The following is a 12,149-nucleotide window of genomic DNA, read 5'->3' as shown; positions in this document are numbered from 1 at the left end:
GGCCCGCGACCGTCACGCATCCACGGCAGTCACGACAGCCGGGGCGTCGCGTGTCCGGCGCCCGCCACGCACGCGACCCGCTCAGTCGGTCCCCGCGCTCTTCGGTCCCGGGGTGTGGGCCGGATGCCCCGTCGTGCGGCGCCGCGCCTTCAACTCGGCCTCGAAGAGGTGGTCCCGGCCCTGCGCGAGATCGCGCACGATCTGCTGTTCGAGCTCGACGAAGGGGCGGTGGTACGTCGCGTTGTACGCCTCGATGATCTGGAACGTCCAGTGTCCGGGGATGACGTTGCGCCCGAGGATCTCGCGCCGGACCGCTTCCGCCTCGCGGTGGTGCCCCGCGAGGTGCAGGAGGCGGACGGCGTCGTCGAGTTCGAAGTCGGCCGTTCCGGTGAGCTGGTGGAAGCCGTAGAGGTGGCCGCGGGCCCGTTCCGTCGTCTCCAGCGCCTTGGACAGGGCTCCCAGAGCCTCCACCGTCTCGTCGCTCACTCCGCTCGGGCGATCGTGGCCCGAGTCGGGGGCGGTGCGGTCGTCATCGTGTTCGCTCATCCCAGGCGGCCCTTCGCATCGGCGGCGTTGCGCGCGGAGACGTACCCACACCTCCGCCTCTCTCCTTCCCGCCGACAGTAGGCACACCCGACGCTCCTCGCCGTTCACGACATGCGAGGGCGCCGGGTCCGACGGTCGACGGGACGTCGCCCACCAGGGGCGGTCGGGCTCAGCCCTCCGGGTGATCACCCCTGCGGCCACCCGGACGGGACAGCGGCGTCGGCGAGAGGTCGGTGTCCTCCTCCCCAGGCTCCAGCAGGGTCCCCGCCGCCCCCACGATGAGCGGATCGGGCTCCCCTATCGCGTCCGGATCACGGCTGTCGTAGTCGAACCGCGAGAGCAGGCTCCGCATGGCCTCAAGCCTGCCGCGCCGCTTGTCATTGCTCTTCACCACGGTCCACGGCGCGTGCGTGGTGTCGGTGGCCCGGAACATGTCGACCTTCGCGGTCGTGTAGTCGTGCCACCGGTCCAGTGACTGGAGGTCGACGGGGGAGAGCTTCCACTGGCGCACCGGATCGACCTGGCGGATCGCGAAACGTGTGCGCTGCTCGGCCCGGGAGACCGAGAACCAGAACTTGACCAACAGGAGCCCGTCCTCCACCAGCATCCGCTCGAAGTCGGGGCACTGGCGGAGGAACAGTCGGTACTGGTCCTTCTCGCAGAAACCCATGACCCTCTCGACGCCGGCCCGGTTGTACCAGGACCGGTCGAAGAAGACGATCTCCCCGGCAGCGGGAAGGTGCGCGACATAGCGTTGGAAGTACCACTGGCCCGACTCGGTCTCGGTGGGCGTGCCCAGAGCGACCACCCGGGCACCTCGGGGGTTGAGCCGCTCGGTGAACCGCTTGATCGTGCCGCCCTTGCCCGCCGCGTCCCTGCCCTCGCAGACCACCACCAGCCGCCGGCCGCTCTCGCGGACCCAACGCTGCAACTTCAGCATCTCGATCTGCAGCACCCGCTTGCGCCGCTCGTACTCAGCCCGGCCGATCCTTTGGTCGTACGGGTAGTTCTCACGCCACGTCTCGATGGGCTTCCCGGCACCGTCGAGCAGCACGGGCTGCTCCGGCCGGGTCGCGTCCACGGTCAGACCCCGCAGCAGTCGCGGCGTCCCCTCGGTCCCGCTCTCCGTATCGTCCACACCCAGCCCGTGCCCACTTCTCGCCCGTCCACCCGCCGGCGTCGACGCGTCGGTCTCAGACGCGGTCGGCCGCGATCAGGAGGTACGGGGAGCATTCGCAGCAGCCACCGGGAGGTGATCAGCATCTCCAGGCCCGTCCCGGGGCGACCCCGGACGATCGAACATACGATGGGCGGGAACCGGCGCGGGCGGCTTGCCGTGCCCCTGGGACTCGGGGGGGGGGGGGGAAGAGGACGTATGGCAGAGGTGGCCGAGACAGCGCGGACCGTCATCCTGACCGTGGACGACGACCCGGGGGTGTCCCGTGCCATCGCTCGTGACCTGCGGCGCCGCTACGGCGCCTCCTACCGGATCGTGCGCGCCGAATCCGGCGAGTCCGCGCTGGAGGCGCTGCGCGAGCTGAAGCTGCGCGGCGACCTGGTGGCCGTGATCCTGGCCGACTACCGCATGCCGCAGATGAACGGCATCGAGTTCCTCGAACAGGCCCTGAGCGTGTACCCGGGCGCGCGGCGCGTGCTGCTGACCGCGTACGCCGACACCAACGCGGCGATCGACGCGATCAACGTCGTCGACCTCGACCACTACCTGCTCAAGCCGTGGGACCCACCGGAGGAAAAGCTCTACCCGGTCATCGACGACCTGCTGGTGGCCTGGCGCTCCAGCGACCACAAGCCGGTGCCCGCCACCAAGGTGATCGGGCACCGCTGGTCGGCGCGCTCCTCCGACGTACGGGAGTTCCTGGCCCGCAACCAGGTGCCCTACCGCTGGTACTCCTCCGACGAGCCCGAAGGCCGGCGGCTGCTGGAGGCGGCCGGGGCCGACGGGCAGCGCCTCCCGCTGGTGGTGACCCCGGACGGTGGCGTGCTGATCGAGCCGGAGGCGACCGAGCTGGCGGCCCGGGTGGGGCTCGCGACGACGCCGGCCGCCGACTTCTACGACCTCGTCGTGATCGGGGGCGGCCCGGCCGGGCTGGGCTCGGCCGTGTACGGGGCCTCCGAGGGACTGCGCACGGTACTGGTCGAGCGATCCGCGACCGGCGGCCAGGCCGGGCAGAGCTCCCGCATCGAGAACTACCTCGGCTTCCCGGACGGCGTGTCGGGCGCGCAGCTCACGGATCGCGCCCGTCGCCAGGCCGGCCGGTTCGGGGCCGAGATCCTCACCGCGCGCGAGGTCACGGGGCTGGAGGCCAACGGTTCGGCGCGCGTCGTGCGGTTCTCCGACGGTTCGACGATCGCCGCGCACAGCGTCATCCTGGCGACCGGGGTGTCGTACCGGCAGCTCAGGGCTCCCGGCTGCGATGACCTGACCGGCTGCGGCGTGTACTACGGCTCCTCGCTCACCGAGGCCGCTTCCTGCCTGGAGCAGGACGTGTACATCGTCGGCGGCGCCAACTCCGCCGGGCAGGCGGCGATGTACCTGGCGCGGGGTGCGAAGTCGGTGACACTGCTGGTGCGCGGCGAGTCCCTGACCGCGTCGATGTCCCACTACCTGATCCAGCAGATCGAAGAGGCGCCGAACATCACCGTGCGCACCCGGACCGTCGTCGAGGCCGCGCACGGCGACGGACACCTGGAGCAGTTGACGCTCCGGGACGTGGACAGCGGCGTGACCGAACTCGTCGACGCGCAGTGGATGTTCGTCTTCATCGGCGCGGCACCGCTGACCGACTGGCTGGACGGCACGGTGCTGCGCGACGAACACGGCTTCATCCTGGCCGGGCCGGACCTCACGCCGGACGGGCGACCGCCGGCCGAGTGGGAACTCGACCGGTCGCCCTACCACCTGGAGACCAACGTTCCCGGCGTCTTCGTGGCGGGCGACGCGCGCGCCCGGTCCGCGAAGCGCGTCGCGTCCGCCGTCGGAGAGGGAGCCATGGCCGTGATGCTCGTCCACCGCTACCTGGAGCAGTCATGAGCGGGCAGATGCTGCCTTGCAGCCCGCAGGAGATCGCGTCCCTGTTCCTCTTCGAGAAGCTCTCACCGGAACAGCTCGGGCGGCTGTGCGGCGAGGGGCGGGTGGAGCGGTTCGAGCCCGGCCCGGTGTACACCGAGGGCGACCCGGCCACCTGCTTCTACGTGATGATCGAAGGCACCGTCGTGCTGTCCCGCCGGGTCGGCGGTGACGACGTCGAGGTGAGCCGCACCTCCCAGCGCGGTGTGTACTCGGGAGCCATGCAGGCCTACCTGGGTGACCGGGTACCGCAGACGTACAACAACTCGATGCGCGTGACGGAGCCGACCCGCTTCTTCGTGCTGCCCGCGCAGTCGTTCGCGGACGTCATGCAGGAATGGTTCCCGATGGCCGCCCACCTGCTGGAGGGGCTCTTCTTCGGTTCGAAGAACACCCAGCGGGCCATCGGGCAGCGCGAACGGCTGCTGGCGCTCGGCTCGTTGTCCGCCGGACTCACCCACGAGCTCAACAACCCGGCCGCCGCCGCCGTCCGGGCCACCGCGACGCTGCGCGAACGGGTGGGCAAGATGCGGCACAAGCTGGCGGTCATCGCCCAGGGCCCCTACTCCCGCGAGGCACTGGCGGACCTCATCGAGATCCAGGACCGCACCGCCGAACGGGTGGCCAAAGCACCGGTGTTGAGCCCCCTGGAGGCATCCGACCGTGAGGATGAACTCGCCGACTGGCTCGACGACCACGGCATCCCGGAGGGGTGGCGCATCGCACCGACCTTCGTGCAGGCCGGCCTCGACATCGACTGGCTGGAGCAGGTCGCGGCGACCGTCGCCGAGGACGTCCTGCCCGGGGCGATCGGCTGGCTCAACTACACCGTCGAGACCGAGCTGTTGATGGACGAGATCGACGACTCCACCACCCGCATCTCCCACCTGGTGGACGCCGCCAAGCAGTACTCCCAGCTCGACCGGGCACCGCACCGCGTCGTCGACGTACACGAACTCCTCGACAGCACCCTGCTGATGCTGTCCGGCAAGATCGGTCCCCGGGTCCGCGTCGTCAAGGAGTACGACCGCTCCGTGCCGGACGTGCCCGCCTATCCCGCGGAACTCAACCAGGTGTGGACCAACCTCATCGACAACGCCGTCTTCGCCATCGACAGCACCGGCAGTGACGGCACACTGACGGTGCGCACGGCACGGGAGGGGGACCGGCTGCTGGTGGAGTTCCGCGATACCGGCCCCGGCATCCCCGCGGACATCCGCAGCCGCATCTTCGACCCCTTCTTCACGACCAAACCGGTCGGTGAAGGCACGGGGCTCGGCCTGGACATCTCCTGGCGGATCGTCGTGAGCAAGCACCACGGAAGCCTCCACGTCGAGTCCGAACCGGGCGACACCCGCTTCCAGGTGCTGCTGCCCCTGTCCGCCCCGGAAACCGGGACGGAAGCCAAGACCGGGACCGACACCAAGACCGACACCGAGCCCGACACCGAGACCGACACCGAGATCACCGAGGAGACGGCATGAGCGGAACCGGCGGAATCGACGGAATCGACCCGAGTGTCGCGCCCTCGGGCACGGGCTGTGTCGACTGCGACGCGGCCGGCGGCTGGTGGGTCCACCTGCGACGCTGCGCCCAGTGCGGCCACATCGGCTGCTGCGACTCCTCACCCGCCCAGCACGCCACCGCCCACTGGAAGTCCACCGGTCACCCCGTGGTGCAGAGCTTCGAGCCGGGCGAGGAGTGGTTCTGGGACTACGCCAAGAACGCCCTGTACGAGTCCGGGCCCGAGCTGGCGCCGCCCGGCGACCACCCGGCGGACCAGCCGGCGCCGGGCCCGGCCGATCGGGTCCCGCAGGACTGGCAGCAGCGGCTGCACGACTGAACGGCTCCTCCTGCCCTTCCCGAGCGGCTTCACCGAAGACAGCGAGCGGCCCCGCACACACCCTCGTGCGCGGGGCCGCCCGCCGGTTCTCGCCGATTCGTACAGGGAGTCGCCGAGCCCTACTTGGGGGCCACCCGGCAGGCGGAGACCGCGGTCCCGTTGGTCACGCCGCCCGCGGTCAGGCCGGAGACGCACTGTGCGTGGTCGCCGGTCAGGCCGACGTAACACGCCATCCGGATCGAGTCCGGGGCTTCGCCGCCCTGGAGTTCCCGCTCGACCTGGTTGATGCAGGCCGTGACGTCCGCGTGGGCGGCGGGGGCGATGAAGCCCGCTCCGCCGAGCGCGAGGGTCAGGCCGGCGAGGACACCTGCGAATCGGGTCGACGCACGCATGGGACGCACCTGCTCTCCGGGATGATCGCGCGGCCCGGAACCTGGAAGTCCGGGATCCGCGGTGGGAACGGTGCCGAGCGGATGCGGCCGACGTGCGGCCACCGGGCCCGGGCTCCCGCACCGGACCGGCCCGGCAGGGCCTTCCCCTCCCCTTTCGACGCTAGAGCAGCCCCCTGGGAGGCGCATCCGCTGGCATGCGGCGGCCCACGGCGACCAGGCCGGAGCGCGTGGGTCACAGGCTCTTCAGGAGGTCGTCGAGCGGGGCCGGTACCTGCCCCGGGCCGAGGGCCTCGACGAGGAGGCGGCCGTAGCGGATCTTGCGGCCCTTCTTCGTGCCGAGGAAGCGCCGCAACTGCCGGTGCCGAGGTCGATCGTGCTGGGCGGGCTGGCGCAGGAAGGTCTGCCAAGCACGGAGGTCGTCCTCGCCCCGCACGATCTCCTCGACCCCGGCCGTGCCCAGCGCGCGGATGAGCTCCTCCTCCAGGTCCGCCACGCACACGAAGACGTCCCGGTGCGCCGCCCCCGCCCGCTCCCATCCGCGCTCGTAGAAGGGCTGTTCGCGCTCGTCACACAATCCCGTGAGGCGCAGGCCCAGGCCGGGTGGTCCGAGGAGGCCGGCATAGCGGCCGACGCTCATCGCCCCGCCCATCGACACGACGCACACTCCCTCGGCGGCAAGGTCCCGGCCACGTCGCACGGCCAGCGCCTCGACGGCCGCGAGGTCGCTCGGACCTTCCAGGAGCACCGCGGTCCGCAACCCCAGGAGCGTCGCCAGTTCGCGCGCCGGCCCGCCGGGCCCGCCGTTCGCCCAGTCGTCCACCGCGTTCCGGAATGCATGTATGTCCGCCATGGGGCGAGTCTGCTCTGTTCCCGACGACGCGGCACGCGATATTCCGCGCCCTCGACGAACGGCCCCCCGCCGCGTCAGCCGGTCGCCGCCCGCGCGGTGAAGGTGGCCTCGGCGAACTCGGTGACGTCGGAGAAGCCGAGCCTGCGGTAGAGCCCGACGGCCGTGGCGTTGTCCGCCCGGACGTTGAGCCCGATGTGGTCCACGGTCGTCCCCAGCTGCCGGCACAGCGCGGCGACGCACGCCCCGCCCGCGCCCTGCCCGCGCACGTCGGGATGCGTGGTCACGTTCCCGATCGCCGCGACCCGGTAGGTGGCCGAGTGGACGTGGACGCCCGCGACGGCCACCAACCGCCCGTCCTGTCGGGCGCCCAGGTACTGACCGGTGTCGAGCATCCGGTGGTCGAACCAGTTGCCCGGGTAGGCCTGCTCGAACAGCGCGAGCAACTCCGGCAGGTCGCCGCGGTCCAACGGAGCGGGCCGCCACGGGCCGTCCGGGTGCCGAGCGGCGCGGTCGGGGTCCGTGAGCGCCATGCGCAGCAGGGTGCCGTGGGGCCGTACCTCGTACGCCGCCTCCAGCACCTTGCCGGCGGCTCCCGTGAGGTGCCCGAAGAAGCGCCGGGGGAGGACCGGCAGCAGCGCCTCGGCCAGTTCCTCCAGCCGGGCGTCCTCCTCCGGGCGGGCGAGGGCCAGTACGGTCGGGATGTCGCCGACCGAGTACACCAACGCGACCGGGCCGTCCTGCGACACCGTGTACCAACTGGTGTGCGGCCACAGCAGGTCGTCGAGGTCGCCGAGTTCCATCAGGTGCATCGCCGGGTCGCGCCGGAAGCGCTCGGCCAGGGCGGGTCGGGCGTGAAGACTGTGCAAGGTCACCCGCCCAGCCTACGGCGAGGTTCCGCCCTGGCCGCCGCCAGGGCCCTGCCCGGCCTGGCCCGGACCCTGGCACTGAGCGTCCGGGGCCGGCGCCGACGGGACACCGACGTCGCGGACCTCTTCGCGGCGCTTCCCTTGTCACGTGCGCCTCGGGGCACGCACAACTGCTCCATGACGGTGAACGTCGTGGGCGGCGGACGGGACATCCGGGTGGGTGTCCGCGCACCGCGCCGCGCGCCGGCGAGACAACACCGGGTCGCGGTGCTTTCGTGTCCCGGACCAGGAACGGCTCGGCCGCCCCTGCTCGGCCGGTTCCCGGCCCTCTTCCCCTGTGGGCCCGGCGGGCTCCGCAGCACCGTTCGGGGCGGTCCGCATGGCCGGGGGCGGTCTGGGGAAGACGGGGCGCATCTGATCGGCGATGTGATGGGTGAAGGCATGCGAAGTGTGGGCGTGGAAGAGGAACTGCTCCTGGTGGACGCCACCAGTGGTGTTCCACTGGCCCTGTCGGGGCACGTCCTGGAGGCGGCGGACCGGTCCGTCGGGCAACGCCCGAAGGACGACTGGGAGCAGGGCCACACCTTCGAGAGGGAGCTCGCCAAGGAGCAGGTCGAGTTCGCCACCAAGCCGGTCACGGACATGGGCGAGCTGGCGCGCGAGATCGGTCGGTGGCGCAGGGAGGCCGCGCGACACGCGCAGGGCGTCGGCGCGGTCGTGGCCGCCCTGGGCACCTCGCCGCTGCCGGTGGAGCCCTCGTTGAACACCGGCCGCCGCTACCAGTGGGTGGCCGAGCAGTTCGGGCTGACGGCGCAGGAGCAGCTGACCTGCGGCTGCCACATCCACGTGTCGGTGGAGTCGGACGAAGAGGGCGTCGCGGTTCTGGACCGGATGCGGCCCTGGCTCGCGGTCCTGACCGCGCTCAGCGCGAACTCGCCGTTCTGGCAGGGCCAGGACACCGGGTACGGGAGCTACCGGAGCCGCGTGTGGAACCGGCTGCCGTCCGCCGGTCCCGTGGACCTCTTCGGTTCGGCCGACGGCTACCGCAGCCAGGTCCGGGCCATGGTCGACAGCGGCGTGCTCCACGACGAGGGGATGATCTGGTTCGACGCCCGACTGTCGGCCGCCTATCCCACCGTCGAGGTGAGGGCCGCGGACGTCTGCCTCGACGGGTCGACCCCGGTCGTGCTGGCCGCCCTCGTACGAGGGCTCGTCGAGACGGCGTCCCGGTCCTGGCGCGCCGGGGAACCGCCGGCCCCGGTCAGTACGAGCCTGCTGCGGCTGGCGGCCTGGCAGGCGGGACGCTCGGGTCTGGAAGGCGCCCTGCTGCATCCCGCGACCCTGCGCAAGACCTCTCCCGAGGAGGCCGTCGACGCCCTCTACCGGCACGTGCGCGACGCGCTGCGCGACCACGGGGACGACGCGCTGGTCAGCGAGGGTCTCGGGGTCCTGCTCCGGGAAGGCAACGGCGCGCGCGTGCAGCGCGAGCTGCTGCGCGCCGGAGGGGACCTGGCTGCGGTCGTCACCCGCTGTGCGGAGATCACCGTGGAGACCGCCGCCACGGTCTGAGCGGTCCCTGCCCCGGCGCCGGTGTGGTCGGCCCCCCTCCGCACGTGCGCCACACGGGTGCGTGCGTGAGGTCGCGCCGCGTGTTCATGAGATCAGCGTGCTAGAGATATGGAGGAATCAGCAGAAAACAGGAGGTATGTGATGATGCGTGCACGTCTTCTCCGCATGGCGGCTGTCGCGGGTACCGCTGCGGTCCTGACCCTCGGTGGAGCCACCATGGCCGCCGCCGACGGAGGTGTCGGCAACGCGGGCATCGGCAACTCGGGTGTGGGCAACGCCGGTATCGGCAACTGGGGCGTGGGCAACGCCGGCATTGTCAACTCGGGCATCGGCAGCGCCGGTATCGACAACTCGGGCATCGGCAGCGCCGGCATTGGCAACTCGGGTCTCGGCAGCGCCGGCATCGGCAACTAGAACCACCTGTACCCCCGGAGCCCCGGGCCGCCGTCTCGACGGTCGGGCCGGAGTACGGGGGCGCCGCGCCGACCTGGCGGCGATGCCGGGTCGGCAGCCGCAGGCCCCCGCACCGGCTCAGCCAACGGGCCGGTGCGGGAACCTTGTGTGCCGGGGCTGACTGACCTGGGCGGCCGATGACGGAGAGCGTGGCTCCTCGAACCGGCGGACCGGGTCTGTCAAGCCTGGTCAGCAGTCGTCGCCATAACCTCCGCCCCAACCGCCCCAGTCGTCATCGTCGTCGTACCAACCGTGGTTGTACCCGTGGTCGTCGTCGTCATCCCAGCCGCCGCCGTGGCTCACGGAAGTGACGGAGTGGGTGGGGGCTGCCGCCGAGGCCGTGCCGGCCGCCCCGAGGGCGGCGCCGCCGGCCATCAGAACGCCGGCTGCCGAAATGGCGAAGAGCCGCTTCACTCTCAGTCCTTGCATGGTTGTTCCCCTTCTCTTGTGTGCCACTCGTGGGCGACACGGGAGCCGATGCCGTCGCGCGCGGGGGATGCGCGCGGCTCGCGCAGATGGCCACATCAATGCGATGGCGTCCCCGCTGTCAACGCGTCCTCGTCGGGTCGCGGATCTTTTGGACCGGGGCGCACTCGATCAAGCCTCGCGCTGTGGCGCATCACTGTGGGTCGAGAATGCTCCCCGCAGTTGCGGCTCTCATCAACAAAGGCTAGTCACACACCGGCGGCTCGGCATCTTGTCGGCGACCGGGGCCGCGTTTGCGCAGCTCGACGCGTTCTGGACGGTGCCGGACGCGTTCTGCGCGCTCTAGGAGACGAAGCCCACGATCGCGGAACCGGGGCGCGCCTGGGCGGGGCGCAGCCGGGTCGACTCCGCCCGACGCAGCCAGCCGACGACTTCCGTGACGGCGCCGAGGACGGCGGGGTCCAGGGGCGGGGCATGGCCCTCCCGCCGGGTCTCCTCGAACTGCGCCAAGGCCTCCACGCACTGGTCGTGCGTCCACTCGCCGCAGCGCGGAAGGTCGTACGACGGGACGATGGAGGGGAACCCGCGGTACCGCCCGAACTCCGTGAGCGATATCGCAGTGATCCGCAGAGCCCGCAGTCCCTCGTCGACGACCTCCAGCCAGTCGCCCCGGAACGGGCAGAACCAGGAGTTGTCGAGACGCGAGCCAGTGAGGGTGCACAGACGCTTGTACGCGTAGCCGTACTGGAAGGCGTGCTGCGTGCTCTCGCTGAACGGCCCGCCGTACACCAGCGCGTGCAACGCCTCGGCGGACGTCGGGGCGCCGCTCGCGATGGCGGAGGAGAACCAATCGTCGTCCCTGGCCATCTCGTCACCGAACTCGCCGTGGATGGCCTGGATCACCTCGTCGTCACGGGAGCCGACGAAGGCGCGGGTGAACTCGGGGTCGAGCTGGAAGACAGTCAGGGAGGAACTCATGAGGTCACGCTAGCGACCGGCACTGACAGCGGTTCGTTGCCGGGTCTCGTCGCGCCCCCGGGGACCGGGGGGCGCGCGGCGGCACGGTCGGGGACCGATCCGTCAGTAGACCAGGCCCACGTGTGCGAGCGCCTGCTTCAGCAACACCTCGTGGCCGCCCGGCATTTCGCTCTGCACGGCCTGCGAGGCTGCCTCCTGCGGGCTGAACCAGACCAGGTCCAGCGCGTCCTGCCGGGGCCGGCAGTCGCCGGCCACCGGCACGATGTAGGCGAGGGACACCGCGTGCTGGCGCGGGTCGTGGTACGAGGTGACGCCGGCCGTGGGGAAGTACTCGGCGACGGTGAAGGGCTGGGGCGAGGCGGGAACGCGAGGCAGGGCCACCGGGCCGAGGTCCTTCTCCAGATGGCGCAGCAACGCGTCACGGACCCGCTCGTGGTGCAGGACGCGACCGGACACCAGGGTGCGGCTCACCGTTCCGTCCGGACCGATGCGCAGCAGCAGTCCGATGCTGGTGACTTCGCCGCTGTCGTCCACGCGCACGGGCACCGCGTCCACGTAGAGGATCGGCATGCGCGCGCGAGCCGTCTCCAGTTCGTCCGCGGTCAGCCAGCCGGGCGTGGTCTCGGTCGTGTCAGACATTGCTCGATCATACTTTGCGGGTGGGGCGTACAGGGCAAGTGGCCGGACCCGGTTCGTCGAGCCCACCGCCGCCGACCGGGAAGACCGGTCACGGCTACGGCTCACGCCGATCGGGGCGGCGAGATCACGGCGACGGATCGGGGCCTGCCCTTCGCCCACCGCGGCAGCCCCGCCGCGAGGCCGAGGGCCCGGTGCCGGGCCGCCCGGGGGCGCGGGATCACGTGATGAGTTTTTGGCATCAGAGGCCAAGTATTGGCACCGCTGTTGCTCGAACGACTACAAAGGACCGGACCGAACCAGGCCCGGCGGCGCGGATGATTCCACCCGTCGACGATCGGGATTACGTCGAAGGCGGTGGATGTGTCGTGCGTGAGCCTGGATCCACCGCGTAGTGGTCGGGCTGTGGATGGAGAAATCAGAAGAGGTGCCCGCTGACCTGGGATGATGGGAGTTTCTACGCTTCCATCAGACCCGAGCAAGAGGGCACCTCGTAAGTGAA

Annotated in this window: 13 protein-coding genes; 5 read left to right on the top strand and 8 right to left on the bottom strand. The window is 71.2% G+C overall.

All coding sequences use genetic code 11. From position 1 onward, the window contains the following. Window positions 1-81 precede the first annotated feature (81 nt). Together OTB19_RS10240 and ppk2 are read right to left on the bottom strand one after the other, a co-directional pair. Window positions 82-546: a hypothetical protein gene (locus tag OTB19_RS10240; protein WP_267797739.1), complete on the bottom strand. Its 465-nt coding sequence runs from the start codon at window positions 544-546 to the stop codon at window positions 82-84. A gap of 169 nt (window positions 547-715) precedes the next feature. Further along, on the bottom strand, window positions 716-1,690 hold the full coding sequence (ppk2, locus tag OTB19_RS10235; protein WP_385642776.1) for a polyphosphate kinase 2: 975 nt from the start codon (window positions 1,688-1,690) through the stop codon (window positions 716-718). Between the two features lie 231 nt (window positions 1,691-1,921). Here ppk2 and OTB19_RS10230 point away from each other — a divergent pair, with 231 nt between their 5' ends. Genes OTB19_RS10230 through OTB19_RS10220 form a run of 3 tightly spaced genes read left to right on the top strand, consistent with a single transcriptional unit; the run spans window position 1,922 to window position 5,477 of the window. Continuing rightward, entirely contained in the window at window positions 1,922-3,598 is a 1,677-nt protein-coding gene (locus tag OTB19_RS10230) for an FAD-dependent oxidoreductase (protein ID WP_267797737.1), read from the top strand. After that, window positions 3,595-5,118, top strand: coding sequence for an ATP-binding protein (locus OTB19_RS10225; RefSeq protein ID WP_267797736.1), 1,524 nt, complete (start codon window positions 3,595-3,597; stop codon window positions 5,116-5,118). The genes OTB19_RS10230 and OTB19_RS10225 overlap by 4 nt, the downstream gene beginning before the upstream one ends. Beyond that, the gene (locus tag OTB19_RS10220; RefSeq protein ID WP_267797735.1) at window positions 5,115-5,477 is read left to right on the top strand and encodes a UBP-type zinc finger domain-containing protein; all 363 of its coding nucleotides are present in this window, start codon (window positions 5,115-5,117) and stop codon (window positions 5,475-5,477) included. The genes OTB19_RS10225 and OTB19_RS10220 overlap by 4 nt, the downstream gene beginning before the upstream one ends. Before the next feature lie 119 nt (window positions 5,478-5,596). Here the strand turns inward: OTB19_RS10220 and OTB19_RS10215 are convergent, their stop codons facing one another. The 3 genes from OTB19_RS10215 to OTB19_RS10205 form a co-directional block, all read right to left on the bottom strand. Continuing rightward, window positions 5,597-5,869, bottom strand: coding sequence for a hypothetical protein (locus tag OTB19_RS10215; protein WP_267797734.1), 273 nt, complete (start codon window positions 5,867-5,869; stop codon window positions 5,597-5,599). 232 nt (window positions 5,870-6,101) lie between these two features. Next, entirely contained in the window at window positions 6,102-6,719 is a 618-nt protein-coding gene (locus OTB19_RS10210; RefSeq protein WP_267797733.1) for a TOPRIM nucleotidyl transferase/hydrolase domain-containing protein, read from the bottom strand. A gap of 74 nt (window positions 6,720-6,793) precedes the next feature. After that, a complete protein-coding gene (locus OTB19_RS10205; RefSeq protein WP_267797732.1) occupies window positions 6,794-7,591 on the bottom strand; it encodes a GNAT family N-acetyltransferase in 798 nt (265 codons plus the stop codon). A 435-nt stretch (window positions 7,592-8,026) separates the two neighbouring features. On the opposite strand from OTB19_RS10205, the gene OTB19_RS10200 reads away from it, so the two are divergent. Both OTB19_RS10200 and OTB19_RS10195 read left to right on the top strand, forming a co-directional pair. Continuing rightward, window positions 8,027-9,154, top strand: a complete 1,128-nt coding sequence (locus tag OTB19_RS10200; protein WP_267797731.1) for a glutamate--cysteine ligase — start codon at window positions 8,027-8,029, stop codon at window positions 9,152-9,154. 144 nt (window positions 9,155-9,298) lie between these two features. Next, window positions 9,299-9,568: a hypothetical protein gene (locus OTB19_RS10195; RefSeq protein WP_267797730.1), complete on the top strand. Its 270-nt coding sequence runs from the start codon at window positions 9,299-9,301 to the stop codon at window positions 9,566-9,568. A gap of 228 nt (window positions 9,569-9,796) precedes the next feature. Here OTB19_RS10195 and OTB19_RS10190 read toward each other — a convergent pair whose 3' ends face one another. The 3 genes from OTB19_RS10190 to OTB19_RS10180 form a co-directional block, all read right to left on the bottom strand. Further along, entirely contained in the window at window positions 9,797-10,021 is a 225-nt protein-coding gene (locus OTB19_RS10190) for a hypothetical protein (RefSeq protein ID WP_267797729.1), read from the bottom strand. A gap of 354 nt (window positions 10,022-10,375) precedes the next feature. Beyond that, on the bottom strand, window positions 10,376-11,011 hold the full coding sequence (locus OTB19_RS10185) for a DUF7691 family protein (RefSeq protein ID WP_267797728.1): 636 nt from the start codon (window positions 11,009-11,011) through the stop codon (window positions 10,376-10,378). Window positions 11,012-11,113: 102 nt separating this feature from the next. Next, window positions 11,114-11,650 (bottom strand): NUDIX hydrolase family protein, encoded by a 537-nt coding sequence (locus OTB19_RS10180; protein ID WP_053683494.1) that lies wholly within the window; start codon window positions 11,648-11,650, stop codon window positions 11,114-11,116. Window positions 11,651-12,149 lie beyond the last annotated feature (499 nt).

Source organism: Streptomyces sp. H27-H5, from assembly GCF_026627505.1.
GTDB lineage: Bacteria > Actinomycetota > Actinomycetes > Streptomycetales > Streptomycetaceae > Streptomyces.
The sequence above is the reverse complement of the archived record's forward strand: the minus strand, read 5'-3'. Positions and strand labels throughout refer to the sequence as shown.

What these genes read in the sequence shown, in the direction of transcription:
- OTB19_RS10240 (WP_267797739.1), bottom strand. Translation starts at nt 546, where the DNA reads ATGAGCGAACACGATGACGACCGCACCGCCCCCGACTCGGGCCACGAT.
- OTB19_RS10230 (WP_267797737.1), top strand. Translation starts at nt 1,922, where the DNA reads ATGGCAGAGGTGGCCGAGACAGCGCGGACCGTCATCCTGACCGTGGAC.
- OTB19_RS10225 (WP_267797736.1), top strand. Translation starts at nt 3,595, where the DNA reads ATGAGCGGGCAGATGCTGCCTTGCAGCCCGCAGGAGATCGCGTCCCTG.
- OTB19_RS10220 (WP_267797735.1), top strand. Translation starts at nt 5,115, where the DNA reads ATGAGCGGAACCGGCGGAATCGACGGAATCGACCCGAGTGTCGCGCCC.
- OTB19_RS10215 (WP_267797734.1), bottom strand. Translation starts at nt 5,869, where the DNA reads ATGCGTGCGTCGACCCGATTCGCAGGTGTCCTCGCCGGCCTGACCCTC.
- OTB19_RS10210 (WP_267797733.1), bottom strand. Translation starts at nt 6,719, where the DNA reads ATGGCGGACATACATGCATTCCGGAACGCGGTGGACGACTGGGCGAAC.
- OTB19_RS10200 (WP_267797731.1), top strand. Translation starts at nt 8,027, where the DNA reads ATGCGAAGTGTGGGCGTGGAAGAGGAACTGCTCCTGGTGGACGCCACC.
- OTB19_RS10195 (WP_267797730.1), top strand. Translation starts at nt 9,299, where the DNA reads ATGCGTGCACGTCTTCTCCGCATGGCGGCTGTCGCGGGTACCGCTGCG.
- OTB19_RS10185 (WP_267797728.1), bottom strand. Translation starts at nt 11,011, where the DNA reads ATGAGTTCCTCCCTGACTGTCTTCCAGCTCGACCCCGAGTTCACCCGC.
- OTB19_RS10180 (WP_053683494.1), bottom strand. Translation starts at nt 11,650, where the DNA reads ATGTCTGACACGACCGAGACCACGCCCGGCTGGCTGACCGCGGACGAA.